Annotated in this window: 30 protein-coding genes; 5 read left to right on the top strand and 25 right to left on the bottom strand. The window is 69.6% G+C overall.

Annotated elements, in window-relative coordinates; all coding sequences use genetic code 11:
- The 9 genes from tatB to hisB form a co-directional block, all read right to left on the bottom strand.
- The coding region (gene tatB, locus C665_RS09685) for a Sec-independent protein translocase protein TatB (RefSeq protein ID WP_004307330.1) at window positions 1–398 on the bottom strand (398 nt) is incomplete at its 3' end.
- A gap of 96 nt (window positions 399–494) precedes the next feature.
- A complete protein-coding gene (tatA, locus tag C665_RS09690; protein ID WP_004307332.1) occupies window positions 495–731 on the bottom strand; it encodes a Sec-independent protein translocase subunit TatA in 237 nt (78 codons plus the stop codon).
- Window positions 732–741: 10 nt separating this feature from the next.
- A complete protein-coding gene (locus C665_RS09695) occupies window positions 742–1,089 on the bottom strand; it encodes a histidine triad nucleotide-binding protein (protein ID WP_004307334.1) in 348 nt (115 codons plus the stop codon).
- Complete coding sequence (locus tag C665_RS09700) at window positions 1,086–1,424, bottom strand: phosphoribosyl-ATP diphosphatase (RefSeq protein WP_004307336.1); 339 nt, start codon at window positions 1,422–1,424, stop codon at window positions 1,086–1,088. Before C665_RS09700 ends, C665_RS09695 begins: the two co-directional genes overlap by 4 nt.
- Window positions 1,421–1,816 (bottom strand): phosphoribosyl-AMP cyclohydrolase, encoded by a 396-nt coding sequence (gene hisI, locus C665_RS09705; RefSeq protein WP_004307338.1) that lies wholly within the window; start codon window positions 1,814–1,816, stop codon window positions 1,421–1,423. Before hisI ends, C665_RS09700 begins: the two co-directional genes overlap by 4 nt.
- On the bottom strand, window positions 1,813–2,571 hold the full coding sequence (gene hisF, locus C665_RS09710; RefSeq protein WP_004307340.1) for an imidazole glycerol phosphate synthase subunit HisF: 759 nt from the start codon (window positions 2,569–2,571) through the stop codon (window positions 1,813–1,815). Before hisF ends, hisI begins: the two co-directional genes overlap by 4 nt.
- A gap of 22 nt (window positions 2,572–2,593) precedes the next feature.
- Window positions 2,594–3,343 carry a 1-(5-phosphoribosyl)-5-[(5-phosphoribosylamino)methylideneamino]imidazole-4-carboxamide isomerase gene (gene hisA / locus C665_RS09715; protein WP_004307342.1) on the bottom strand — a complete coding sequence of 250 codons (750 nt, stop codon included), beginning with the start codon at window positions 3,341–3,343 and terminating at the stop codon, window positions 2,594–2,596.
- A gap of 44 nt (window positions 3,344–3,387) precedes the next feature.
- Window positions 3,388–4,026, bottom strand: a complete 639-nt coding sequence (hisH, locus tag C665_RS09720; protein WP_004307344.1) for an imidazole glycerol phosphate synthase subunit HisH — start codon at window positions 4,024–4,026, stop codon at window positions 3,388–3,390.
- A 61-nt stretch (window positions 4,027–4,087) separates the two neighbouring features.
- Window positions 4,088–4,675: an imidazoleglycerol-phosphate dehydratase HisB gene (hisB, locus tag C665_RS09725; protein WP_004307346.1), complete on the bottom strand. Its 588-nt coding sequence runs from the start codon at window positions 4,673–4,675 to the stop codon at window positions 4,088–4,090.
- A 128-nt stretch (window positions 4,676–4,803) separates the two neighbouring features.
- On the opposite strand from hisB, the gene hisC reads away from it, so the two are divergent.
- Window positions 4,804–5,877: a histidinol-phosphate transaminase gene (gene hisC / locus C665_RS09730; protein WP_004307348.1), complete on the top strand. Its 1,074-nt coding sequence runs from the start codon at window positions 4,804–4,806 to the stop codon at window positions 5,875–5,877.
- 6 nt (window positions 5,878–5,883) lie between these two features.
- Here hisC and C665_RS09735 read toward each other — a convergent pair whose 3' ends face one another.
- From C665_RS09735 to hisG, 6 genes are all read right to left on the bottom strand, one after another.
- Window positions 5,884–6,705 carry an ABC transporter permease subunit gene (locus tag C665_RS09735; protein WP_004307351.1) on the bottom strand — a complete coding sequence of 274 codons (822 nt, stop codon included), beginning with the start codon at window positions 6,703–6,705 and terminating at the stop codon, window positions 5,884–5,886.
- Window positions 6,702–7,646 (bottom strand): ABC transporter permease, encoded by a 945-nt coding sequence (locus C665_RS09740; RefSeq protein WP_004307352.1) that lies wholly within the window; start codon window positions 7,644–7,646, stop codon window positions 6,702–6,704. The genes C665_RS09735 and C665_RS09740 overlap by 4 nt, the downstream gene beginning before the upstream one ends.
- Complete coding sequence (locus tag C665_RS09745; RefSeq protein ID WP_004307354.1) at window positions 7,643–8,788, bottom strand: ABC transporter ATP-binding protein; 1,146 nt, start codon at window positions 8,786–8,788, stop codon at window positions 7,643–7,645. Before C665_RS09745 ends, C665_RS09740 begins: the two co-directional genes overlap by 4 nt.
- A gap of 24 nt (window positions 8,789–8,812) precedes the next feature.
- The gene (locus tag C665_RS09750) at window positions 8,813–9,901 is read right to left on the bottom strand and encodes a polyamine ABC transporter substrate-binding protein (RefSeq protein ID WP_004307355.1); all 1,089 of its coding nucleotides are present in this window, start codon (window positions 9,899–9,901) and stop codon (window positions 8,813–8,815) included.
- Window positions 9,902–9,972: 71 nt separating this feature from the next.
- Entirely contained in the window at window positions 9,973–11,280 is a 1,308-nt protein-coding gene (hisD, locus tag C665_RS09755) for a histidinol dehydrogenase (RefSeq protein WP_004307357.1), read from the bottom strand.
- A gap of 13 nt (window positions 11,281–11,293) precedes the next feature.
- On the bottom strand, window positions 11,294–11,938 hold the full coding sequence (gene hisG / locus C665_RS09760; RefSeq protein ID WP_004307358.1) for an ATP phosphoribosyltransferase: 645 nt from the start codon (window positions 11,936–11,938) through the stop codon (window positions 11,294–11,296).
- A gap of 152 nt (window positions 11,939–12,090) precedes the next feature.
- Here hisG and rnk point away from each other — a divergent pair, with 152 nt between their 5' ends.
- A complete protein-coding gene (rnk, locus tag C665_RS09765) occupies window positions 12,091–12,498 on the top strand; it encodes a nucleoside diphosphate kinase regulator (RefSeq protein WP_004307360.1) in 408 nt (135 codons plus the stop codon).
- 117 nt (window positions 12,499–12,615) lie between these two features.
- Here rnk and murA read toward each other — a convergent pair whose 3' ends face one another.
- The 10 genes from murA to C665_RS09815 are packed head-to-tail and all read right to left on the bottom strand — an operon-like array spanning window position 12,616 to window position 19,753.
- On the bottom strand, window positions 12,616–13,866 hold the full coding sequence (gene murA / locus C665_RS09770) for a UDP-N-acetylglucosamine 1-carboxyvinyltransferase (RefSeq protein ID WP_004307362.1): 1,251 nt from the start codon (window positions 13,864–13,866) through the stop codon (window positions 12,616–12,618).
- A gap of 7 nt (window positions 13,867–13,873) precedes the next feature.
- Complete coding sequence (locus tag C665_RS09775; RefSeq protein ID WP_004307364.1) at window positions 13,874–14,131, bottom strand: BolA family protein; 258 nt, start codon at window positions 14,129–14,131, stop codon at window positions 13,874–13,876.
- A 10-nt stretch (window positions 14,132–14,141) separates the two neighbouring features.
- Complete coding sequence (locus C665_RS09780) at window positions 14,142–14,915, bottom strand: ABC transporter permease (protein ID WP_004307366.1); 774 nt, start codon at window positions 14,913–14,915, stop codon at window positions 14,142–14,144.
- Window positions 14,916–14,949: 34 nt separating this feature from the next.
- Window positions 14,950–15,846, bottom strand: coding sequence for an ABC transporter ATP-binding protein (locus tag C665_RS09785; protein ID WP_004307368.1), 897 nt, complete (start codon window positions 15,844–15,846; stop codon window positions 14,950–14,952).
- Window positions 15,843–16,127 (bottom strand): STAS domain-containing protein, encoded by a 285-nt coding sequence (locus C665_RS09790; protein WP_004307370.1) that lies wholly within the window; start codon window positions 16,125–16,127, stop codon window positions 15,843–15,845. The genes C665_RS09785 and C665_RS09790 overlap by 4 nt, the downstream gene beginning before the upstream one ends.
- A complete protein-coding gene (locus C665_RS09795) occupies window positions 16,124–16,786 on the bottom strand; it encodes an MlaC/ttg2D family ABC transporter substrate-binding protein (protein ID WP_004307372.1) in 663 nt (220 codons plus the stop codon). Before C665_RS09795 ends, C665_RS09790 begins: the two co-directional genes overlap by 4 nt.
- A 9-nt stretch (window positions 16,787–16,795) precedes the next feature.
- Window positions 16,796–17,647 carry an MlaA family lipoprotein gene (locus tag C665_RS09800; protein WP_004307374.1) on the bottom strand — a complete coding sequence of 284 codons (852 nt, stop codon included), beginning with the start codon at window positions 17,645–17,647 and terminating at the stop codon, window positions 16,796–16,798.
- Window positions 17,648–17,676: 29 nt separating this feature from the next.
- On the bottom strand, window positions 17,677–18,144 hold the full coding sequence (mlaD, locus tag C665_RS09805; protein WP_040828939.1) for an outer membrane lipid asymmetry maintenance protein MlaD: 468 nt from the start codon (window positions 18,142–18,144) through the stop codon (window positions 17,677–17,679).
- Between the two features lie 2 nt (window positions 18,145–18,146).
- Window positions 18,147–18,935: a lipid asymmetry maintenance ABC transporter permease subunit MlaE gene (gene mlaE, locus C665_RS09810; protein ID WP_004307377.1), complete on the bottom strand. Its 789-nt coding sequence runs from the start codon at window positions 18,933–18,935 to the stop codon at window positions 18,147–18,149.
- Entirely contained in the window at window positions 18,932–19,753 is an 822-nt protein-coding gene (locus C665_RS09815; protein ID WP_004307379.1) for an ABC transporter ATP-binding protein, read from the bottom strand. The genes mlaE and C665_RS09815 overlap by 4 nt, the downstream gene beginning before the upstream one ends.
- 467 nt (window positions 19,754–20,220) lie before the next feature.
- Here C665_RS09815 and C665_RS09820 point away from each other — a divergent pair, with 467 nt between their 5' ends.
- The 3 genes from C665_RS09820 (at window position 20,221) to C665_RS09830 (ending at window position 24,822) form a co-directional block, all read left to right on the top strand.
- Window positions 20,221–21,828: a pilus (MSHA type) biogenesis protein MshL gene (locus C665_RS09820; RefSeq protein ID WP_004307381.1), complete on the top strand. Its 1,608-nt coding sequence runs from the start codon at window positions 20,221–20,223 to the stop codon at window positions 21,826–21,828.
- Window positions 21,825–23,540 (top strand): GspE/PulE family protein, encoded by a 1,716-nt coding sequence (locus C665_RS09825; protein ID WP_004307383.1) that lies wholly within the window; start codon window positions 21,825–21,827, stop codon window positions 23,538–23,540. The genes C665_RS09820 and C665_RS09825 overlap by 4 nt, the downstream gene beginning before the upstream one ends.
- A 79-nt stretch (window positions 23,541–23,619) precedes the next feature.
- Window positions 23,620–24,822: a type II secretion system F family protein gene (locus C665_RS09830; RefSeq protein WP_004307385.1), complete on the top strand. Its 1,203-nt coding sequence runs from the start codon at window positions 23,620–23,622 to the stop codon at window positions 24,820–24,822.
- The last annotated feature ends 65 nt before the right edge of the window (window positions 24,823–24,887 follow it).

Below are 24,887 nucleotides of genomic sequence, written 5' to 3' on the forward strand. Positions count from 1 at the left end.
GCTCCGGCCGGCGCGGGCGCTGCCGCCGGATTCGCGACGGGCGTCGGAGCGCCGGCCGGCGCGGGCGCCGCGGTGCCCGACGCGGAGGCAGGCGACTCGGGGAGGATGGAGCGCACCTCGGCGACCGTCTCGCCGATTCCCGACTCGACCCCGGCGACACCGGTGCGCACCGAGGTCTCGAGTTCCTGCGCCTGGTGCCGCACCTGTTCCTGCAGCTTCTTGAGTTCCTCGAGCTGCATCTCGCGCTGGATGTCGGACTTGACGTCGGAGACGTAGCGTTGCACGCGCCCGAGCAGGTGCCCGGCGGTGCGCGCGACCTTGGGCAGGCGCTCCGGCCCGACCACGATCAGCATCACGATGCCGATCACCACGAGTTCCGAAAAGCCGAAATCGAACATGTGTGCTCGCTCGAGACAGGGGCCGCCACCGGCCCGCCGTAAAACGAAGGGGCGCTCCGGTCAGGGCGCCCCCGATGCTGGTTCGAGACGCGAGGCTCAGGACCGGTTCTGGTCGACCTTCTCGCGCGCCTCGCCCTCGATCGTCTGGCCCTGGGCGAGCTTCTGCTGGGAGGCGTCGCCCGCTCCGGCCGAATCACCCTCCTTCATGCCTTCCTTGAAGCCCTTCACCGCACCACCGAGGTCGGAACCGATGTTGCGCAGCTTCTTGGTGCCGAACACCAGAAGGACGATGACCAGCACGATCAGCCAGTGCCAGATGCTGAAAGAACCCATACCGCTCTCCTTAACGCTTCAACATGGGCGGCAGGGGATCGGGCCCGCCCAGAATGTGCAGGTGCAGATGATACACCTCCTGCAGGCCGACCCTTCCGGTATTGACGATGGTGCGGAAGCCGTCGGTACAGCCCTGCTCGCGGGCGATCCTGCCCGCCGCAACCATCAGACGCCCCATCGCCGCCTCGTGTTCCCCGTCGAGGTGCGCCATCGAGTCGACGTGCACCTTGGGCACCACCAGCACATGCACGGGTGCGGCGGGATGGATGTCGTGGAAGGCGAAGACGTGCTCGTCCTCGTAGACCTTTTTCGACGGAATCTCGCCGCGCACGATGCGGCAGAAGACGCAGTCGCTCATGCGCGCGAACCTTCCGCGGTGCGCGACTTCTTCTCGTCGATGCCCGACACGCCCTCGCGGCGACGGAACTCGGCGAGCACGTCGTCCACGGACAGCCCGTGGTGGGCGAGCAGCACCATGGAGTGGAACCAGAGGTCGGTCACTTCCCACACCAGGTGCAGCATGTCCTTGTCCTTGGCCGCCATGATGGTCTCGGCGGCCTCCTCGGCGACCTTCTTGCAGATCGTGTCGGTGCCCTTCTGGTACAGGCTGGAGACGTAGGAAGAATCCGGATCGGCCTTCTTGCGCGCGGCGAGGGTCTCGGACACGCGGTGCAGCACTTCGATATCGATCATTTGTAGATCTCCTGCGGGTCTTTCAAAACCGGCTCGACGGCCTCCCAGCGGCCATCGGCAAAATACTTCTGGAAGAAGCAGCTGTGACGTCCGGTGTGGCAGGCGATCCCGCCCACCTGCTCGATCCTGAGCAGGACCACGTCGTTGTCGCAGTCGATGCGCATGTCCAGCACCTTCTGCACGTGGCCGGACTCCTCGCCCTTGTGCCACAGCTTGCGCCGCGAACGCGACCAGTAGATGGCTTCGCCGGTCTCGGCCGTGCGCTGCAGCGCCTCGCGGTTCATCCAGGCGAACATCAGCACGTCGCCGGTGGCGGCTTCCTGCGCGATGACCGGCACCAGGCCGTGCTCGTCCCACTTGATTTCGTTCAACCAGCGCGTGCTCGTGCTCACAAGCGTACCTCGATGCCGCGCGCGCGCATCAACTCCTTGGCCTCGCGCACGGTGTGCTGTCCGAAATGGAAGATGCTCGCCGCCAGCACCGCGTCGGCGCGGCCTTCGGAGACCCCCTCGGCGAGATGCTCGAGCGTGCCGACGCCACCGCTGGCGATCACCGGGATGCGCACCGCATCCGACACCGCGCGCGTGAGCGCGAGGTCGAAGCCGCTCTTGGTGCCGTCGCGGTCCATGCTGGTGAGCAGGATCTCGCCCGCCCCCAGCGACTCGACCTTGCGCGCCCACTCGATGGCGTCCAGCCCGGTGTTGTTGCGCCCGCCGTGGGTGAACACCTCCCACTTGCCGGGCGCGGTCTGCTTGGCGTCGATCGCCACCACGATGCACTGGCTGCCGACCTTGCTCGCGGCCTCGAAGACCAGCTGCGGGTTGTTCACCGCCGCGGTGTTCATGCTGACCTTGTCGGCGCCGGCGTTGAGCAGCCGGCGCACGTCCTCGACCACGCGCACACCACCACCGACGGTGAGCGGGATGAAGACCTGCTCGGCGACCTGCTCGACCACGTGCAGGATGATGTCGCGGTCGTCGGAGCTCGCGGTGATGTCGAGGAAGGTGATCTCGTCGGCGCCCTGCTCGTCGTAGCGGCGGGCGATCTCGACCGGATCGCCGGCGTCGCGCAACTCGACGAAATTGACCCCCTTGACCACGCGCCCGGACTTCACGTCCAGGCAGGGAATGATGCGCTTGGCTAGCATCGGCTGCCCCTGCGGGAGAAGCTCATTCGCGCGCGCCCTCGAGCTCGTCCGCGCGCGCCTGCGCGGCGGCGAAGTCGAGCGTGCCCTCGTAGATCGCGCGCCCGGTGATCGCGCCCATGATGCCCTCGTCCTCGACCGCGCACAGCGCGTCGATATCGCGCAGGTCGGTGATGCCGCCGCTGGCGATGACCGGGATGCGCAGCGCGCGCGCCAGACGCACGGTGGCCTCGATATTGACGCCCGAAAGCATGCCGTCGCGGCCGATGTCGGTGTAGATCACCGACTCCACGCCGTAGTCCTCGAACTTCCTCGCCAGATCGACCACGTCGTGGCCGGTGAGCTTGGACCATCCGTCCACCGCCACCTTGCCGTCCTTGGCGTCGAGGCCGACGATGATGTGGCCGGGAAAGGCGCTGCAGGCGTCGTGCAGGAAGCCGGGGTTCTTGACCGCGGCGGTGCCGATGATGACGTAGCTGATGCCGTTGTCGAGGTAATGCTCGATCGTGTCGAGGTCGCGGATGCCACCGCCGAGCTGGACCGGGATGTCGTCACCGACGACGTCGGTGATCGAACGGATCGCGGCGCCGTTCTTCGGCTTGCCGGCAAAGGCACCGTTGAGGTCCACCAGGTGCAGGCGGCGCGCGCCGGCCTCGAGCCAGTGGCGCGCCATGGCGCCCGGATCGGAGGAGAACACCGTGGCGTCGTCCATCTCGCCCTGTTTCAGGCGAACACATTGACCGTCCTTGAGGTCGATGGCGGGAATGAGCAGCATACCGGGATCAGCAGTGGAGAAACGTAGAGGGAATCACCGGCCGCTCAGGGCTGCCAGCGGATGAAATTGGCGAGCAGGCGCAGGCCGGCCGCGGCGCTCTTCTCGGGGTGGAACTGAGCCGCGAAGATATTAGCCCGCGCTACCGCACTGGTAAAGCGAACGCCATAGTCGGTCTCGGCCGCAGTCAGCGAGGCCTCCGCAGGCACCACGAAGTAGCTGTGCACGAAGTAGAAGCGCTCGCCGTCGGGGATGCCGTCCCACATCGGGTGCGGTCCGCACTGACGTACTTCGTTCCAGCCCATGTGTGGCACCTTGAGCCGGCTGCCGTCGGCCGCGAACATGCCGGTCTCGGGAAAGCGCACGACCTCCCCGGACAGGATGCCCAAGCCCGGCACGTCGCCCTCGGCGCTGCGCTGGAACAGCATCTGCTGGCCGATGCAGATGCCGAGGAAGGGTTTTTCGGCCGCCGCGGCGCGTACCGCAGGTCGCAGGCCGCGCGCGTCGAGTTCGCGCATGCAGTCGGGCATCGCGCCCTGCCCCGGAAACACGACCCGCTCGGCGGCGGCGACACGCGCCGGGTCGGAGGTGACGAAGACCTCGTGACCGGGCGCCACGTGTTCGATCGCCTTGGCGACCGAGCGCAGGTTGCCCATGCCGTAATCGATGATGGCCACGCTGGTCATCGGCTTGACTCGCTTTTCGACAGGATGGCGGCCGCGCGACGCGACCGCGGGAAGGGAGGAATCAGAGCGCGCCCTTGGTCGAGGGGATGGTCCCGGCGGCGCGCTCGTCGTGCTCGGCCGCCATGCGCAGCGCGCGGGCGAAGGCCTTGAACACGGTCTCGCACTGATGGTGGGCGTTGTCGCCGCGCAGGTTGTCGATGTGCACCGTGACGCCGGCGTGATTGACGAAGCCCTGGAAGAACTCGCGCGCCAGATCCACGTCGAAGTTGCCGATGCGGGCGCGGGTGTAATTCACGAAGTAGTGCAGCCCCGGGCGGCCGGAGAAATCGACCACCACGCGCGACAGCGCCTCGTCGAGCGGCACGTAGGCATGGCCGTAGCGGCGCAGCCCTTTCTTGTCGCCGAGCGCCTTGGCGAAGGCCTGCCCGAGCGTGATGCCGACGTCCTCTACGGTGTGGTGGTCGTCGATGTGGGTATCGCCCTCGCAGTGGATGTCGAGGTCGAACAGGCCGTGGCGGACGATCTGGTCGAGCATGTGGTCGAAGAAGGGCACGCCGGTGTCGAGCCGGCCCTGCCCGCTGCCATCGAGGTCGATGCGCACGGTGATCTTGGTTTCGAGGGTGTTGCGCGTGACTTCTGCTTGCCGCATGGGAGCTACCGGCCAAAATGGGTTGTCTGCCCGTCATGATAACATCGCGCAGCGAACTCGCCGCGATGCGCCGCAAGGTGCGTTGTGCGCGTCCAAGCCTCCGTTCCACCCCAACCGCAGACACCCGCATGAGCCGCTTCTGGAGCGCCGTCGTCCACGGCCTGACCCCCTACGTGCCGGGCGAGCAGCCCAAGCTCGACAACCTCGTCAAGCTCAACACCAACGAACACCCCTGCGGCCCCTCGCCGAAGGTGCTGGAGGCCATCCGCGCCGCCACCGGCGACGGCCTGCGCCTCTACCCCGACCCCAACGCCGACGCGCTCAAGGCCGCGCTCGCCCGCCATCACGGCGTGCGCCCGGAGCAGATCTTCGTCGGCAACGGCTCCGACGAGGTGCTCGCGCACGCCTTCATGGCGCTGCTCAAGCACGAGCGCGCGCTGTGGTTCCCGGACATCACCTACAGCTTCTATCCGGTGTATTGCGGGCTGTACGACATCCAGCCGCGCATCGTGCCGCTGGCCGAGGACTTCTCGATCCGCGTGGAAGATTACCTGCCGCGCGGCGACGAGCGCGCCGGCGCGATCATCTTCCCCAACCCGAACGCACCCACCGGACGGCTGCTCGCGCTCGCCGAGGTCGAGCGCATCGTCGCCGCCAACCCCGAGGCCGTGGTGCTGGTCGACGAGGCCTACGTGGACTTTGGCGGCGACAGCGCGATCGCGCTGGTGGATCGCCACCCCAACCTGCTGGTCACGCGCACCTTCTCCAAGAGCCGCGCGCTGGCGGGCCTGCGCGTGGGCTACGCGGTGGGCGACGCGGCGCTGATCGAGGCGCTGGAGCGGGTCAAGAACAGCTTCAACTCCTACCCGCTCGACCGCCTCGCGATCGCCGGCGCGGTGGCCTCGGTGGAGGACGAGGACTACTTCCGCGCCAGCTGCGCCCAGGTGATCGAGACGCGCGCGCGGCTGGTCGCCGACCTGCAGGCGCTCGGCTTCGAGGTGCTGCCCTCGGCGGCGAACTTCATCTTCGCCCGCCACCCGACGCGCGACGGCGCCGAACTCACCGCCGAACTGCGCAGGCGCGCGATCATCGTGCGCCACTTCAAGGCGGCGCGCATCGACCAGTTCATGCGCATCACCGTCGGCACCGACGCGCAGTGCGCGATTCTGGTGGCGGCCCTGCGCGAGATCCTCGCCGGCTGAAGCCGATCAGCCGCCGCGCGCCACCGCTGGCGCCGACGCGCGCGGCGGCGCCAGCAACAGGCGGTTGGCGAGGAGCACCGCGATCGACACCACCACCACGATCACCGTGGCGAGCGCGTTGATCTCGGGCTTGAGGCCGTGGTGCAGGCGCGCGAACACCAGCACCGGCAGCGTCGTGCTGCCCGGGTCGGACAGCATCGCGGCGAGCACGAAGTCGTCCATCGACAGCGTGAACGCGAGCAGCCAGCCGGCCGCCAGCGCAGGCGCGATCACCGGCACGGTGATCACGAAGAAGACCTTCAGCGGCGGACAGCCGAGGTCGAGCGCGGCCTCCTCGAGCGCGCGGTCCATCTCGCGCAGGCGCGACGCCACCAGCACCGCCACGTAGGCCGCGCACAGCGTGGTGTGCGCCACCCAGATCGCCGCCACCCCGCGCCCGCCCAGCACGGCGAGCGCCGGATGGGTGAACAGCAGCACCAGCGACAGACCGACCACCACCTCGGGCATCACCATCGGCGCGCTCATCATGCCGACGAAGAAGCGACTGCCGGGATAGGGCCCGGCGCGCACCAGGATCACCCCGGCGGCGGTGCCGACCACCACCGCGGCGGTGGCGGCGAGCGCGCCGACACGCAGCGACAGCAGCACGGCCGCATGCAGTTCTGCGTCGCGCGCCAGCGCGGCGTACCAGCGCAGCGAGAAGCCGTCGAACCGGGTGGTGATCTCCCCGGCGGTGAAGGAGAACACGATCAGGCACAGGATGGGCACGTAGAGGAAGGCGTACACGCCGACCACCCACATCCGTCCGCCCCAGCCGCCGCCGTTCATTCGCCCCTCCCGGCCCCGCGCCCATGGCGCTGCAGCAGCACGATCGGCGCGATCAGCATCGCCACCATGAGCACCGCGACCGCCGCCGCCATCGGCCAGTCCTGGTTGGGGCCGAAGTCGTCCCAGATGCTGCGCCCGATCGTCATCACGCTGCCGCCGCCGAGCAGATCGGGGATGACGAACTCACCCACCGCCGGGATGAACACCAGCATCGAGCCGGCGACGATGCCGCGCGAGGACAGCGGCAGGGTGATGCGCAGGAACACCGTGGCCGGCCGCGCGCCCAGGTCGCGCGCGGCCTCGGGCAGGCGCTGGTCGAGCTTGACCAGATTGGCGTAGAGCGGCAGCACCATGAAGGGCAGGTAGCTGTAGACCATGCCGACCAGCACCGCGCCGGTGTTGTAGAGCAGCGGCAGCGGCTCCGCCACCAGGCCGAGGCCGAGCAGCACCTGGTTGATCAGCCCGGTCTCGCTGCTGTCGAGCAGACCCATCCACGCATAGACGCGCAGCAGGAAGGAGGTCCAGAACGGCAGCATCACCAGCATCAGCAGGAGGTTGCGCATCGCCTCGGGCGCGCGCGCGAGACGATAGGCGAAGGGATAGCCGAGGACAAGGCAGCACAGCGTGGTGAGCGCTGCGAGCAGGAGCGAATTGGCGTAGGCGGCGAGGTAGGGCCGGTCCGCGGCGAGCGTGCCGAGTGCCGCCAGCTCGCCGCCGAGGCGAGCGTAGCTGGCGGGATCGGGACGGAAGGCCGGCGCCCCGTCCACAGCCGCGCCGGCGAAGGGCGACACGTAGGGCGGCACGGCGAGGTCCGGCGTGGACAGGCTGACGTTCACGATCAGCGCGAAGGGCAGCACGAAGAAGAACAGCATCCACACCCACGGCAGCAGGCCGACCCAGAAGCGGCCATGCCCTTGCGCAGAAGCCGGACGCGCCTTCATCGCAGCAGCAGCACGCCGTCGGGCGCCGGCCACGACACCCGCACCGGCTCGCCGCGCGCCGGCGGCGCGGCCTCGCCCCAGTGCGCCGCGGGCACGCTGGCGATCATCGAGCCACCGCCGGGCAGGCGCAGGTGGTAGATGGAGCGGCCGCCGAGATAGGCGATCTCGGCGACCTCGGCCGGCGCGGCGTTGTCATCGGGCCGTTCCGGCACGCACGCATCGCCGGCGGCGCGATGATGCACGCGCACGCACTCGGGGCGCAGCGACAGCCAGGCTTCACCCCCCTGCTGCAGCGCAACGGTGGCCACGAAGCGAATCGGCTGCGGAAACTCGCCGCCGACCAGGCGATCGCCCTCGATGCGGCCGTGGAAGAGGTTGGTCTCACCGATGAAGCTCGCGCTGAAGCGGCAGTTGGGGCGCTCGTAGATCTCACCCGGCGTGCCGACCTGCACCAGCCCGCCCTCGGACAGGATGCCGATGCGGTCGGCCATGGTCATCGCCTCCTCCTGGTCGTGGGTGACGAGGATGCACGTGACCCCCACACGCCGGATCAGGCCGACGAGCTCGAACTGGGTCTGCTGGCGGATGCGCTTGTCGAGCGCGGCGAGCGGCTCGTCGAGCAGCAGCAGGCGCGGCTCGCGCGCCAGGCTGCGCGCCAGCGCCACGCGCTGCTGCTGTCCGCCGGAGAGCGCGTGTGGGCGGCGCCCGGCGTAGGCGCGCATCTGCACCAGCTCGAGCATCTCGTCGACGCGGGCCGCGATCGCCGCGCGCGCCATGCGCGGCCGCAACTGGCGCAGGCCGAAGGCGACGTTGCCCGCCACCGTCATGTGCGGGAACAGCGCGTAGGACTGGAACATCATGTTGGTCGGACGACGGTGCGCGGGCACCGCGGCGAGATCCTCGCCGTCGAGCAGGATGCGCCCGCAACTCGGCGTCTCCAGGCCGGCGATCATGCGCAGCAAGGTGGACTTGCCGCAGCCCGAGCTGCCCAGCAGCGCGAAGATCTCGCGCTCGCCGATGTCGAGCGAGACCTCGCGCACCGCCCAGGTGTCGCCGAAGCGTTTTCCCAGGCTTTCGATGCGCAGATGAACGCGCTCGCCGGCCAAGCTTTCGGGCCCATCCTGCGGCATGCGCTCGTTCATTGCATCACCCGCTGCGCCCGCCGCTCAGCGTGCCGCCTTGAAGCGGTTCAGCGCCTGGGTCAGCTCGCGCTGCACGTCCTTGCCGAGCACCGGCTTGGCGCGCAGCGTACGCTTGACCGCCTCCGGCACGTTGATCGCCGGGTCGTCGCGCAGCGTGGCGTCGGTGAGCGCGAGCGCCGCGGTGTTGGCACTGATGTAGAAGGTCTCGTTGGAGATGCGCGCCACCGTGGCCGGGTCCATCATCGCGTCGATCCAGCGGTGGGCGTTATGCGGGTGCGGCGCGTCGCGCGGGATCGCCATCACGTCCACCGACATCATCGCGCCCACGGCCGGGATCAGGTACTGCAGCCTGACCTCGGAGCCGCCGATCTGCGCGCGCCGCGCGGCGATGCGGGCGTCGCCCGAGAACATCATCGCCACGCACAGGCTGCCCTTGGCCATCTGCTCGATGGGCGCGGTGTTGAAGCTGCGGATGTCCTTGCGCACCGGGCGGATGTGCTCGACCGCGGCGCGGATGTCGGCCGGGTCCATCTTCACCGGGTCGAGGCCGGCGTCGAGCATGGCCGCGGGGATCACGTCGCTGGCCTCGTCCATCAGCGCGATGCCGCAGCCCTTCAGGCGCGCGGTCAGCGCAGGGTCGAAGAGCAGGTCCCAGGCGTTGTCGGGCAGCTTGCCGTCGAGCGCCTTCATGACCTTGTCGACGTTGATCGCCACCCCGATGGTGAACCACATGTAGGGTACGAGGTAGCGGTTGCCGGGGTCGGCGACCGCCACCGCCTCGAGGATCAGCGGGTCGATATGGACGAGATTGGGCAGGCGCGACTTGTCGAGTGGCTGGAAGATGCCGGCCTGGATCTGCTTGCCGGCGTACTCCACGCTCGGGTACACAACGTCGTAGCCGCTGCCGCCGGTCAGCAGCTTGCCCTGCAGCGTGGCGTTGCTGTCGTAGAGGTCGTAGCGCACCTCGATCCCGCTCGCCTTCTCGAAGGCGGGGATGGTGTCGGCGGCGATGTAGTCGTTCCAGTTGTAGACGTTGAGGATGGGCTCCTCGGCCGCCACCGCCGCCCCGGCGGCCAGGGCCAGCACCGCCATCCAGCCGAACTTCAGCGTCATGCCCGCCTCCCCGCGATCGACAAGGGAACACCGCCTGCCCGCCCGGGTCGGGGGACCCGGGCGGGCAGGCGTCAAACCTTCAGCCGCATCTCCGCCGAGCGGGCGTGCGCCTGCAGACCCTCGCCATGGGCCAGGATGGAAGCCACCTTGCCCAGGTGCTGCGCGCCCGCCTGCGAGATGTGGACGATGCTGGTGCGCTTCTGGAAGTCGTAGGTGCCGAGCGGCGAGGAGAAACGCGCGCTGCGCATGGTCGGCAGCACGTGGTTGGGGCCGGCGCAGTAGTCGCCGAGCGCCTCCACCGCCCAGTGGCCGACGAAGATCGCGCCGGCGTGACGGATGTGGGCGATCCAGTCCTCGGCATCTTCCAGCGCCAGCTCGAGGTGCTCGGGCGCGATGCGGTTGGCGAGCGCGCAGGCCTGCTCCAGGCTGTCGACGTGGATCAGCGCGCCGCGGTTGGCAAGCGACCTGGCGATCGTGTCGCGGCGCGGCATGGTGGGCAGCAGGCGGTCGATCGCGTCGTGCACCGCGTCGATGAAGCCGGCGTCGGTACACAGCAGGATGGACTGCGCGAGCTCGTCGTGCTCGGCCTGGGCGAAGAGGTCCATTGCCACCCAGTCGGCGTGGCCGGAGCCATCGGAGATGATCAGCACTTCAGACGGGCCGGCGACCATGTCGATGCCGACGGTGCCGAACACGCGGCGCTTGGCCTCGGCCACGTAGGCATTGCCCGGGCCGACGATCTTGTCCACCTGCGGGATGGTCGGCGTGCCGTAGGCCAGCGCCGCCACCGCCTGCGCGCCGCCGATGGTGAACACGCGGTCGACGCCGGTGATCGCCGCCGCCGCCAGCACCAGCGGATTCTTCTCGCCACGCGGGGTGGGCACGACCATGATCAGTTCGCCGACACCGGCGACCTTGGCCGGGATCGCATTCATCAGCACCGAGCTCGGGTAGGAGGCGCGCCCGCCCGGCACGTAGAGGCCGACGCGGTCGAGCGGGGTGACCTTCTGGCCCAGGCGGGTGCCGTCGGCCTCGGTGAATTCCCAGGACTCGCCCTTCTGGCGCTCGTGATAGACGCGCACGCGGTCGGCGGCGATGGTGAGCGCCTCGCGCTGCTCGGGGCGCAGGCTGTCGAGCGCGAGCAGCAGCTCGCTCCTGGGCAGCTCGAGCGCGACCATGGATTGCACGTCGAGCCCGTCGAAGCGGCGGGTGTATTCGACCACCGCGGCGTCGCCGGTGGTGCGCACCGCCTGCAGGATCTCGGTGACCGCCGCGTCGATGCGGCCGTCGGCCTCGGCCTCGAAGGCGAGCAGGGCATCGAGGGTGGACAGGAATTCGGGTTCGCGCGCGGCCAGGCGGCGGATCGGGGTCTGGCTCATCGGTAGGGACTCCTCAGGACTGGATCGCGCCGGCGAAGGCGTCGAGCACCGGCTGCAGCAGTTCGCGCTTGAGCTTGAGCGAGGCCTGGTTGACGATCAGGCGCGAGCTGATCGGCATGATGTCCTCGACCTCTTCGAGGTTGTTGGCGCGCAGCGTGCCGCCGGTCGACACCAGGTCGACGATGGCGTCGGCGAGCCCGACCAGGGGTGCGAGCTCCATCGAACCGTAGAGCTTGATCAGGTCCACATGCATGCCCTTGCCGGCGAAGTGGGCCTTGGCCGCGTTCATGTACTTGGTGGCGACGCGGATGCGCCCGCCCGGGCGGGTCGCGGCGGCGTAGTCGAAGCCCTTCTGCACCGCCACGCACAGCCGGCACTTGGCGATCTCGAGGTCGAGCGGCTGGTAGAGGCCCGCACCGCCGTGCTCGACGAGCACGTCCTTGCCGGCGATGCCGAGATCGGCGGCGCCGTACTGGACGTAGGTGGGCGTATCGGTGGCGCGCACGATGACCAGGCGCACATCCGGCCGGTTGGTGCCGATGATCAGCTTGCGCGAGGACTCGGGGTTGTCGGTGGGCACGATGCCCGCTGCGGCGAGCAACGGCAGGGTCTCTTCGAAGATGCGGCCCTTGGACAGGGCGAGCGTGATGCTGGACACGTGAAAAGCCTTGATCGGGGGGACTCGTCATTGTAACCCGGCGCCGCTTCTGTTAACCTTCGACGCGACTGGCTGAACCGCACGCGGCGGTTCGGCCTTTTCTTTTGTTTCGCCGCAGCGTCGGCGCGCACCTCAGGCAGGAAACCCGCACCATGAAACCGTCGATCATCGTCTCCAGCAGCGACCTCGAGCGCCTCGAGGGTCTGCTCACCCTCCCCGCCTTCCGCAGCCGCAGCGACCTCGACGGCCTGCGCGCGGAACTCGAGCGTGCCGACGTGCGCGAGCCGCAGGACATGCCGGCCGACGTCATCACGATGAACAGCCGCGCGCGCTTCGTCGAGGAAGGTACCGGCCGCGAATACGAGCTGACCCTGGCCTACCCCAAGGACGCCAACGCCGAGGCGCACCGCGTGTCGATCTTCTCGCCCGCGGGCAGCGCCCTGCTCGGTCTTTCGGCCGGCCAGTCGATCGACTGGAAGTCGGCCGACGGCAAGGAAATCCGCCTGAAGGTGCTGGAAGTCACCTGGCAACCTGAAGCCAACGGACAGTTCGAACTCTAAGCGCTCCCGCAGCGTTCCGCGGCTGCCCTGCGGGAGCGACGCAAGTCGCAGTTCGGCGACGGCACGACGGCCGCGTGCACGCGAGCGCATGCCGCCGTCGCAGCTCTCAAACTCCTCTCAACCGAGCCGCCGCACCCTCGCCCCGAGCGCGGCGAGCTTCTCCTCCAGACGCTCGTAGCCGCGATCGAGGTGGTAGATGCGCTCGATCGTGGTGTCGCCCTCCGCCACCAGGCCGGCTACGACCAGGCTCGCCGACGCGCGCAGGTCGGTCGCCATCACGGTCGCGCCCTGCAGCCTGTCCACGCCCTGCACCACCGCGGTGTTGCCGTCGATGCGGATGTCGGCGCCGAGGCGCTGCAACTCGACCGCGTGCATGAAGCGGTTCTCGAAGATGGTCTCGCGGATCATCGCCACGCCCTTGGCGACCGCATTGAGCGCCATGAACTGCGCCTGCATGTCGGTCGGGAAGGCCGGATAAGGCGCGGTGCGCAGGCTCACGGCATTGAGCCGTGCCGGCGCGGTCAGGCGGATCGCGTCGCGCTCGGACACCACCTCGCAGCCGGCGTCCATGAGCTTGTCGATCACCGCGTCGAGGTAGCAGGACGAGGTGCCGGTCAGGCGCACCGAACCACCGGTGACCGCCGCCGCGCACAGGTAGGTACCGGTCTCGATGCGATCGGGCATGATGCGGTGGGTCGCGCCGTGGAGCCGCTCGACGCCGCGGATGCGGATCACGTCGCTGCCGGCGCCCGAGATCTGCGCGCCCATCGCCACCAGGCAGTTGGCGAGATCGACCACCTCGGGCTCGCGCGCGGCGTTCTCGATCACGGTTTCGCCATCGGCCAGCGCCGCGGCCATCATCAGGTTCTCGGTACCGGTCACCGTCACCATGTCGGTGAACAGGCGCGCGCCCTTCAGGCGCGGCACGGTCGCATGCACGTAGCCGTGCTCGACGCCCACCGCCGCGCCCATGGCCTGCAGGCCCTTGATGTGCTGGTCCACCGGACGCGCGCCGATTGCACAGCCGCCGGGCAGCGACACCCGCGCCTCGCCGCAGCGCGCGACCAGCGGGCCGAGCACCAGGATGGAGGCGCGCATGGTCTTGACCATCTCGTAAGGTGCGACCGGGTTGTCGAGCGCGGAGGCGTCGAGCATCACCACGTCGGCCTCGCGCTTGACGCGCACGCCCATCTGAGCGAGCAGCGCCAGCAGGGTATCGATGTCGTTGAGACGCGGAACGTTGGTGAAGGTGACCGGCTCCGCGGTCAGCAAGGCCGCGCACAGGATGGGCAGGGCGGCGTTCTTGGCGCCGGAAATGGCGATCTCGCCCGCCAGGCGGGCGCCGCCTTCGATCAGCAGTCTGTCCATGCGCGGCTCACATCCCGAGTTCGCCGCGGCCTTCTTCCCACTGCGCGGGCGTGAAGGTCTGCAGCTGCAGGGCGTGGATCTCGTTACCCATCAGGCGGCCCAGGGTGGCATACACCGCCTGGTGCTGGCGCACCTTCATCTTGCCCTCGAAGGCAGCGCTGACGACGATGCCGCGAAAATGCACACCATCCTCGCCCTCGATGACCACCAGCTCGCAGGGCAGGCCCTGCTCGATCAGGCGCTTGACTTCACTTGCTTCGAACATTTGGAATCCTTTACGAACGCAACTTGTAACCGCGCGCGAGCATCGCCAGGGTGAGCGCCGCGAGCAGGACGAAACACAGGCCCACGACGCCGAGCGAAAGCCAGGGCGAGGTGTCCGATTGACCGAAGAAACCGTAGCGGAACCCGTCGATCATGAAGAAGAACGGGTTGAAATGCGACACGTCCTGCCAGAACCGTGGCAGCGAGTGGATGGAGTAGAACACCCCCGACAGCATCGTCAGCGGCATGATGAGGAAGTTCTGGAAGGCGGCGAGCTGGTCGAACTTTTCCGCCCAGATCCCCGCGATCACCCCGAGCGAACCGAGGATCGCGCCGCCGAGCACGGCAAAGCCCAGCACCCACAGCGGATGCGCCATCGGCACCACGACGAAGGCGGCCGACACCGCGAGCACGCCCGCCCCCACCATCAAGCCCCGCAGGATCGAGGCGATCACGTAGGCAGCGTAGAACTCGCGGTAGGACAAGGGCGGCAGCAGCACGAAGATGATGTTGCCGGTGATCTTGCTCTGGATCAGCGAGGACGAGCTGTTGGCGAAAGCGTTCTGCAGCACCGACATCATCACCAGGCCGGGCACCAGGAAGCTGGTGTAGGCGACCTCGCCGTAGACCGTGACGTGGCGGTCGAGCACATGGGAGAAGATGAGCAGGAACAGCAGCGCGTTGAGGACCGGCGCAGCGACGGTCTGGAAGCTGACCTTCCAGAAGCGCAGCACTTCCTTGTAGAGGAGGGTGCGGAAGCCGGCGAGCGGCGACTCGGCCGCCATCGGCTCGATGCGCGGGACGGCGTGGGGAGATTGTTCAGGCACGGTTCATCACCTCGACGAAGACGCGTTCGAGATCGGGCTCGCCGAGCCGCATCTCGACGAGGCCGGCTCCACCCTCGCGCAGACGGGCGAGCAAGGTCTCCACCTCGCCATAGCTGTCGAAGGCGAAGTCCACCCAGCCGCCCTCGCCGGCGCTGCCGCCCAGCTCGACGCCGCGCGCGGGGTGCTCCAGGCGCACGGACAGGCTGTGGGTGGCGAAGCGGCGCAGCAGATTGGCGGTCGTGTCGAGCGCCACGATGCGCCCGGCCTTGAGCATCGCGATGCGTCCGCACAAGGCCTCGGCCTCTTCCAGATAATGCGTGGTGAGCACGATGGTGTGGCCGTCGCGGTTGAGCTTGCGGATGAACTGCCACAGGCCCTGGCGGAGCTCCACATCCACGCCCGCGGTGGGCTCGTCGAGCACGATCACCGGCGGCCGGTGGACCAGCGCCTGTGCCACCAGCACGCGCCGCTTCATGCCGCCCGAGAGCATGCGCATGTTGGCGCTCGCCTTGTGGGTCAGGTCGAGGCTGGCGAGGATCTCGTCGATCCAGTCGTCATTGCTGCGGATGCCGAAGTAGCCCGACTGGATGCGCAGCAGCTCGCGCACCGAGAAGAAGGGATCGAAGACGAGCTCCTGCGGCACCACGCCGAGGTTGCGGCGGGCGTTGCGATAGTCGGCGACGACGTCGTGCCCCATGATCGCGAGCGTCCCGCTGTCGGGCCGCACCAGACCGGAGAGTGCCGAGATCAGCGTGGTCTTGCCCGCACCGTTGGGGCCGAGCAGGCCGAAGAACTCGCCCTGGCCAACCTCGAGGTCGACCCCGCCGAGCGCCTTCAGGCTGCCGTAGTGCTTGCTTACACCCTGGATACGGATCGCCGGCGTGCTCATGCGGCGCGCTCCAGCGGCAGCAGGCCGTCGATATCGTAGAGCGCAGCCAGGCTGGTCAGCCCGGCAGGCGGGTTGCGCAGCATCAGCGCGTGGCCGGCCGCACGCGCGCAGCGCATCCAGTCGAGGATCAGCGCGAGCGCCGCGGAGTCCGCGGCGGAAACCGCCGCGAGATCGACCACCAGGTCGCCCGCGCGCGCGCGCCGCTGCCCCTCGGCGAGCAGCGCCGGCGCGCTCTGCATGGTCAGCGCGCCCGCGGGCGCGAACAGCGCGGGATCGCTCACGCGCCGCGCCCCGCGTCGCCCTGGCTCATGCCCTGCTGCTCGGCGAGCGCGCGGTTGCGCTCCTCGAGCGAGCGGATCAGGCCATCGATGCCACCGCGCGCAATCTCCTGTCCGAAGCTGCTGCGGTAGTTGGTGACCAGGCTGACGCCGGCGACGATCACGTCGAACACCTTCCAGCCCTGTTCGCCCTTCTCCAGCATGTAGTCGATGCCGATCGGTTGCGCACCGGCCTGCACCACCTCGGTGCGGACCTGCACCCTCGTGTCTGCAGGGGCGAAGCGCGAGGGACGGAACTCGATGCGCTGGTCGCGGTACTGCGTCAGCGCGTTTGAATAGGTACGCACCAGCAGGGTGCGGAAGGCATCGGTCAGCCTGGTCTGTTGCTCGGCGCTGGCCTGGCGCCAGTCGCGCCCGACCGCGAGCATGGTCATGCGGCGGAAGTCGAAGTGCGGCAGCACCTTGGCGTCGACCAGCGCGATCACGCGCTGGGTGTCGCCGGCCTGGATCGCCTTGTCGGCGCGCACGATCTCGAGCACTTCGGTGGTGACGTCGCGCACGAGCACATCGGGCGCCTTGTCGGCGCTGGCCGTCGCGGGCAGCGCGGCGCCGAGCAAGGCGCAAAGAAGGAAGGCGCGGAGGAAATCGAGGATCTTGTTCATGGTTCTCGCTTACTGGACGGATTGGCGGGCGACGCGGCGGCCGGCCGTGGCCGGGCTCGCACCGATGTCCGCGTGTTCGAGGTTCCCGACCGCAGAGGCCGCGGCCGTATCGACGTCGCCACCGGGCGGTGCGGCCGACTGTTCGTCGAAATCTTCGTACACGCGTTCCTGGCGGCCATCGCTGACCTTGTAACGGCGTTGTTCGAGATAGAAGTCGCGCACGAAGACATAGCGGTCGAGCGCCGCCTCCTCGAGCGTGCGGTCGGCACCGAGCAGCGTGGAGCGGAGGTGCACAACGCGCGTGCCCAGCACGGTGTTGCGCGTCGCCACGTGATCGATGCTGAAAGGCTCGTTGGCGATGAAGTCGGCGGGCAGCGCGACCGCATCCCGCACGGTCCGCGGACCGAAGAAGGGCAGCACGATGTAGGCGCCCTCGCCCACGCCCCAACGGCCGAGCGTCTGCCCGAGGTCCTCGTCGTGCTTGGGCAGGCCCGCCTCACCGGCGACGTCGAGCAGGCCGAGCAGGCCCCAGGTGGAATTGAGCGCGAAGCGCATCAAATCGCCCATGCCCTCGGCGACCTTGCCCTGCAGCAGGTTGTTGAGCGCGACCCAGGGATCGCCGAGGTTGCCTAGCACGTTGCCGACACCGGTACGCACCGGATGCGGCAGCACCGCCTCGTAGACCTGGGCGGCGGGCTTGATCACCACCTTGTCGACCTGTTCGTTGAAGCCGAACATCGCGCGGTTGTAGCCCTCGAGTGGATCATCGGGATTCGCGGTGGTCGCACAGCCGGTGGCGAGCGCGGCCGACAGCGCGGCCGCGACCAGGCCTGCACGGGAGGAGCGGAAGACGTTTCGCATTGCTGTTTTCTCCGGAGTTCCTTGCCGACCTACTGGGCGGGCGCGTCGGCGGCGCGGTCGAACATGAACTGGCCGATGAGTTTCTCCAGCACCACCGCGGACTGCGTGATCAGCACGCGGTCGCCACCCTTGAGCATCGCGGTGTCGGCACCGGCCTCCAGCCCCACGTACTGCTCGCCGAGCAGGCCGGAGGTGAGGATGGACGCGGTGGTGTCGGCGGGAAACGCATAGCGCTTGTCGATCTCGAGCTCGACCACCGCGCGGTAGATCGCGGGATCGAAGCGGATCACCGCGACCCGGCCCACGAGGACGCCGGAGCTCTTGACCGGCGCGCGCACCTTGAGCCCGCCGATGTTGTCGAAGGGGGCCTCGACGCGATAGGTCTCGGCGCCGTCGAGGCCGGAGAAATTGCCGACCTTCATGGCGAGGAACACCAGCGCGGCAAAGCCGATCGCCACGAAGAGGCCGACCCACAGGTCGAGCGCGGTACGACTCATCATCAACCCCTGAACATGAAGGAGGTAAGCACGAAATCCAGCGCCAGGATCGCCAGCGCGGAGGTCACCACGGTGCGGGTGATCGCGCGCGACACGCCCTCGGCGGTCGGCTGGCAATCGTAGCCCTCGAACACCGCGATCAGCGACACCACGGTGCCGAACACCGCGGACTTGATCACGCCGTTGACGACGTCGTAGCGGAACTCGACCGCGGCCTGCATCTGCGACCAGAACGCGCCGTCATCGACGCCGATCACGACCACGGTGATCACCCAGCCGCCGAACACGCCCATCGCCGAGAACAGCGCCGCCAGCAGCGGCATCGACAGCACGCCACCCCAGAAGCGCGGCGCGACCACGCGCGCGATCGGGTTGACCGCCATCATGTCCATCGCCTTCAACTGCTCGGTGGTCTTCATCAGGCCGATCTCGGCGGTGATCGCCGAGCCGGCGCGGCTGGCGAACAGCAGCGCGGCGATCACCGGACCGAGCTCGCGCAGCAGCGACAGCGCCACCATCACCCCCACCGCGTCGGCCGAGCCGTAGCGCTGCAGGATGTCGTAGCCCTGCAGCCCGAGCACGAGACCGACGAAGAGCCCCGAGACCATGATGATCAGCAGCGACAGCACGCCGCTGAAATAGAGCTCGCGGATGGTGAGATGGATGCGCCGCAGCGACTGCCCGGAGTTCAGCAGCACCGCGAACAGGAAGCGGGTGGCGAAGCCCAGGCGCCAGATGCCATCGATGGTCAGCGCACCGATGCGGCGCAGCGCGGAGGCGATCGCGCTCATGCGCCCTCCCCGCCGAGCAGGCGCTCGATCGGCTCGGCCGGATAGTGGAAGGGCACCGGCCCGTCGGCCTCGGCGTGGACGAACTGATGCACGAAGGGATCCCTCGAGGCGCGGATCTCGTCCGGCGTGCCCTGCGCCACGATGCGGCCGTCGGAGACGAAGTAGATGTAGTCCACGATCGCCAGCGACTCGTGCACGTCGTGGGTCACCATCACCGAGCTCGCGCCGAGCGCGTCGTTGAGCTTGCGGATGAGCTGGCCGATGATGCCGAGCGAGATCGGGTCGAGGCCGGCGAAGGGCTCGTCGTACAGGATCAGCAGCGGGTCGAGCGCCACCGCGCGCGCCAGCGCCACCCGCCGCGCCATGCCGCCCGAGAGCTCGTTGGGATGCAGCTTCGCCGCGCCGCGCAGCCCCACCGCCTGCAGCTTCATCAGCACCAGGTCGCGCACCATGCCCGCGGGCAGGTCGGTGTGCTCGCGCAGCGGGAAGGCCACGTTGTCGAACACGCTCATGTCGGTGAACAGCGCGCCGAACTGGAACAGCATGCCCATGCGCCGACGCAGCGCGTAGAGCTCGCTGCCCGACAGCCGCGCCACGTCGCGCCCCTCCACCTCCACGGTGCCGCCGGTCGCGCGCAGTTGCCCGCCGATCAGGCGCAGCAGCGTGGTCTTGCCGCAGCCGCTGCCGCCCATGATGGCGACCACCTGGCCGCGATGCACGCTCAGGTCGATGCCGCGCAGCACCTCGCGCTCGCCATAGGCGAAGCGCACGTCGCGCAGCGAAACCAGCGGGGAGGGATGTGGGGCGGACACGGTCACGTCGATCGGCCGAATGTGAAAACTCTTGAATATATCAGAGATTTGCGCCCGCTGGCGGACTGATGCTGCAGCGCAGCAAGCAGGTCCGGGCCATTCCCCCGCAGGACACCTCCTCCGCTCCGGTGACGACCGCGGCACCCAGAAAATAATTCCATGCGCTTATTCACATTTTATTTCAATACGAATAGCATGTTCGCATGACATGCACATCGACCGACCTGCGCAGGCTGCTCGCGACCGCGGCGCTTCTGGCGACCGCTGCATGTGCGCCGCTCGGCCGCCCGCCCGCACTCGAGGGGCATCTCGACAAGCGCACCGCGATCGAGCGCACCGCGCCTGTCGGCACGGCGACAAGAAGCCTCGCGCCGCCGATCGCGGAGTCGCCTTCTTCCAGCCGAGGCGCTGCAGCGAGCGCGGCGACGGGCGCGCCTCCGCCCGCTCCGGCCCGCGGGCGAGCAGCTCCCGCGGTGCGCGGATACTCGATCGACGTTTTCGACATCCCGGCCGAGCAGCTGCTGCTCGCCATCGGCCGCGACGCCGGGCTGGAGCTCGACCTCCATGCCGGAATCACCGGAAACGTCAGCCTGCAGGCCCACGACCGCCCGCTCGGCGAGCTGCTGGAGCGCATCGCCCGCCAGGTCGACCTGCGCTATGAGCTGCGCGGCCGCCACCTGCGCGTGCGCCCCGACACCCCCTACATCCGCAGCTATGCGGTGGACTATGTGAACCTGAGCCGCGACATGCGCGGCACCGTCGCCACCAGCACGCAGATCGCCACCTCGGGCAGCGCCGGCGGCGCCGGTCAGCGCGCGTCTTCGACAGGCGGCGCTGGCAACGCCTCGATCACCCAGATCGAGACGCGCTCGGCCAACGACTTCTGGAACACGCTCGAGCACAACCTCGCCGCCATCCTCGCCGGGCCGGGGCGCGCGCCCGACTGCGGGGGCGAGCGCCGCGGCGAGTCCCCCGCCGGCTGCCGCAACGCCGACCTGATGCTCAACCGCGAGAGCGGCATCGTCATGGCGCGCGCCACCCAGCGCCAGCACGAGCAGCTGGAGGCCTTCCTCGCGGGGGTGCAGCGCGCGGCGCGGCGCCAGGTGATGATCGAAGCCACGATCGTCGAGGTCACCCTCGCCGACGGCTACCGCCAGGGCATCGACTGGACCCGGCTCGGCGTGCCGAGCTGGAGCGTGCGCCCGCGCGGCAGCGGCGACGCCACACCCGGCCAGCCCACGCTGAGCTACCTGTCGGCCAACTCCGACATCCGTCTCGAACTGCTGGAGACCTTCGGCACCGTCAAGGTGCTCTCCAGCCCGCGCCTGTCGGTGCTCAACAACCAGACCGCGATGCTCAAGGTCGTCGAGGAGGTCGTCTACTTCCTCGTAGACAGCACCACCACCGAGTACGACGACCGCAAGCAGGCCCGCATCTCCGCGACCACCACGCCGCAATCGGTCTCGGTCGGCATGGTCATGTCGGTCACGCCACAGATCTCCGCCGACGGCGACATCACCCTCAACGTGCGGCCGACCATCTCGGGCATCTCCGGCTTCAAGGACGACCCCAACCCCTCGCTCGGCGACATCCCCAACCGCGTGCCGCAGATCCGCACACGCGAAATCGAGTCCATGCTGCGCCTGCGCAGCGGCGAGGTCGCCGTCCTCGGCGGGCTGATGGAGGACCGCATCGACCACGACACCGGCCGCATCCCGCTGTTCGGCGACCTGCCCGTGGTCGGCGAACTATTCACCCGCCGCGACAACAACGTGCGCCGCACCGAGCTGCTCATCTTCCTGCGCCCCCTGCTGATCGACGAGCCGGGCATGCGCGGCGGCTACGCCGAATACGCCGGCCACCTGCCCGACGACGACTTCCTCCTCGACTCTCCCTCGCCCGGCCAGCGCAACTTCCCCCACCTGCCGCTGCGCCCGCTGCTCGCCCCCGCAGGCGCGGTCTCCGCCGCCGAAGGCTTTTCGGAAGCGGCCTATCCCGACCCTGCCGATCCCCGCTCTCCTGCCGCCTCCTCCACGTCCGCCAGCGCCGCCAACGCGGATGCCGGCACGAGCCCGCCATGAACGCTCCGCTCCCCATCGGCCAGATCCTCATCGCCGCCGGCCTGATCGGCGAGGACCAGCTCCGCATCGCGCTCCACGAGCAACGCGGCCGCGCCCGGCCGCTCGGCCGCGTGCTGGTCGAACTCGGCTTCGTCAGCGAGGCCGCGCTGCGCGAGGCGCTCGCCGCACGCAGCGGCCTGCCCTGCGTCGACCTGGCCAGCGCGCTCGCCGACCCCGACGCGATCGCGCGCGTGCCGCAGGCGCTCGCAAGGCGCCACCGCCTGCTGCCGCTCCAGTACGACGCCGCCCGCCACCGCCTGATCGTCGCGATGGCCGACGCCCACGACATCGTCGCCCTCGACCGTCTGCGTGCCGAGCTCGGGCCGGACGTGCACGTCGAACTGCGCCTGGCCGGCGACAACGAACTCGGCCGCGCGATCGAACAGCACTACGGTCAGGCGAGCTCGATCGAGGACATGGTGCGCGAGCTCGAACGCCGCGCCGGACAGCCCATCGCTGGCGCGCGCGACCCGCAACTCGTCGTGCGCCTGGTCGACGCCCTGCTCGCCGAGGCCGCCGCGCGCGGCGCCTCCGACCTGCACCTGGAGCCCGAGGCCGGCTTCCTGCGCGTGCGCCACCGCATCGACGGCACGCTGCGCCAGGTGCGCGCGATGCACAAGTCGTGCTGGGCGGAGCTCGCCGTGCGCATCAAGGTGCTCGCCGGCATGGACATCGCCGAGTCGCGCAGCCCGCAGGACGGGCGCATCGGCCTTGCGCTCGGCGGCCGGCCGATCGACTTCCGCGTCGCCACCCAGCCCACCTTGCACGGCGAGAACATCGTGCTGCGCATCCTCGACCGCGACAAGGGCATCGTCCCGCTCGACGCGCTCGGCCTCGACCCCGCGCAACGCGCCGCCCTCGACCGCATCCTCGCCCGCCCCGAGGGCCTGATCCTGGTGGTCGGTCCCACCGGCAGCGGCAAGACCACGACGCTGTACTCCATGCTCGGCCACCTCAACACCGAGGCGGTCAACATCATGACTCTGGAAGATCCGGTCGAGTATCCGCTCGCGCTGATCCGCCAGACCCAGGTCGGCGACGCCTCACGGCTCGACTTCGCCGACGGCGTGCGCGCGCTGCTGCGCCAGGACCCCGACGTGATCCTGATCGGCGAGATCCGCGACGCCGACACCGCCACCATGGCCTTGCGCGCCGCACTAACCGGCCACCAGGTGTTCGCCACCCTGCACGCCAACTCGATCTTCGGCGCTCTGCCGCGCCTGCACGAGATCGGCATCGGCGCCGAACTGCTCGCCGGCAACCTGTGCGGCATCCTCGCCCAGCGCCTGGTGCGCCGGCTGTGCCCCACCTGCCGCGAGCCGGTGCCGGACGACGCCCCCGAGCGTCACCTGCCCGGCCTCGCCGCCGATGCCCCGCCAGCGCCTAGCTGGCGCGCGCGCGGCTGCCCCGAATGCGACTTCCGCGGCTATCGCGGCCGTCTCGCGATCATGGAGATCCTGCCCTTCGACGCCGGGCTCGACGAGCTCGTCGCACGCCGCGCCAGCCCGGGCGAGCTGCGTGCAGCCGCACGCACGCGCGGCCATCGCAGTCTGGCCGAGGACGGACTGCGCCGGGTGCTCGACGGCAGCACCAGCCTCGCCGAGCTCGCCCGCGTGGTCGACCTCTCCGCGCTCGCGGCTACGGCGAAGACCGCGCACGGAGGAGAGGCATGAGCGTGCCCCTGCGGCCGCCCGAAGGGCAGCGCGCTCGTCCGCCGCGGAGGATGTCGTGCAGCGACGGGAGGAAGGCCCCATGAGCACCTGGCGCTACCGCGCGCTCGCTGCCGACGGCCGCCGCGTGCGCGGCGAGCTCGATGCGGCCGACCTCGGCGAACTCGAGCGCCTGCTCGAAGCGCGCGCCCTGCTGCTGATCGACGCCCAACCACGCGGCGTGCGCGGCCTGCTGCCGCGCCGGCGCATCGCGCGCCGCGAGCTGATTCCCTTCTGCTACCACCTCGAGCAACTCCTCGCCGCCGGCGTGCCGCCCTTCGAGAGCCTGGCCTTGCTGCGCGACGCCGGCGCCGAGCCGCGGCTGCAGCAGGTGATCGGCGCACTGATCGCGGACGTCGAGCGCGGCCTGCCGCTGTCGGGCGCCGCCGCTCGCCAGCCCGAGGCCTTCTCCGCGGTCGCGGTGAGCCTGCTGCGCGCGGGCGAGCAGGCCGGCCGCCTGCCCGAGGCGATCCGCGACATCGGCGCCGCGCTCGCGCAGGAAGAAGAACTCGCCAGCCACGCGCGCCGCATCGCGATCTATCCCGCCATCGTCGCCACGGTGCTGCTGGCCGCGGTGGTGGTCGCCCTCATCCACGTGGTGCCCGAGCTGGAGCGTCTGCTGCGCGGCACCGGCCAGCGCCTGCCGCTGCAGACGCGCATCCTGGTGGGACTGTCCGCGGCGGTACGCGACTGGGGCTGGGCCATGCTGCTCGTCACGCTCGCCGGCGCGGCGAGCAGCGCCCACGCGCTCGCCCGCTCCGAAGCGCTGCGCACCCGCGTGCACGCCCTGCTGTTGCAACTGCCGCTGGTCGGCGGGATCCTGCGAAAGCTCGCCCTCGCGCGCTTCGCCGCGCTCTTCGCCACCCTCTACGGCGCCGGCATCAACGTCATCGACGCGCTCCACACCAGCACCGGCGCCACCGCCAACCTCGCCCTGCGCGCCGGACTGCGCGAGGCCACGGGCGCGATCGAGCAGGGCCGCCCGATCTCGGTCGCCTTCGAGGCGACCCGGGTCTTCCCGCCCCTCGTCATCCGCATGCTGCGCCTGGGCGAACACACCGGCGCGCTCGACGACGCGCTCGCCAAGGTCGCCAGCCTCTACCGCCGCGACGTCGCCGAGGGCATCGCCCGCCTGCAGGCCGCGGCCGAACCCGCACTCACCATCCTCATGGGCGGCCTGCTGCTGTGGATCGCGAGCGCGGTCCTGGGGCCGATCTACGAGCTCATCACCCGCCTGCCGGTCTGACCATGCGTCGCGAACCCCTGCTCCTCGCCGTGGCTCCGTCCGGCCTCCTCGCATGCATCGGGCAT

Source organism: Thauera aminoaromatica S2 (assembly GCF_000310185.1).
In the GTDB taxonomy this organism is placed as follows: domain Bacteria; phylum Pseudomonadota; class Gammaproteobacteria; order Burkholderiales; family Rhodocyclaceae; genus Thauera; species Thauera aminoaromatica.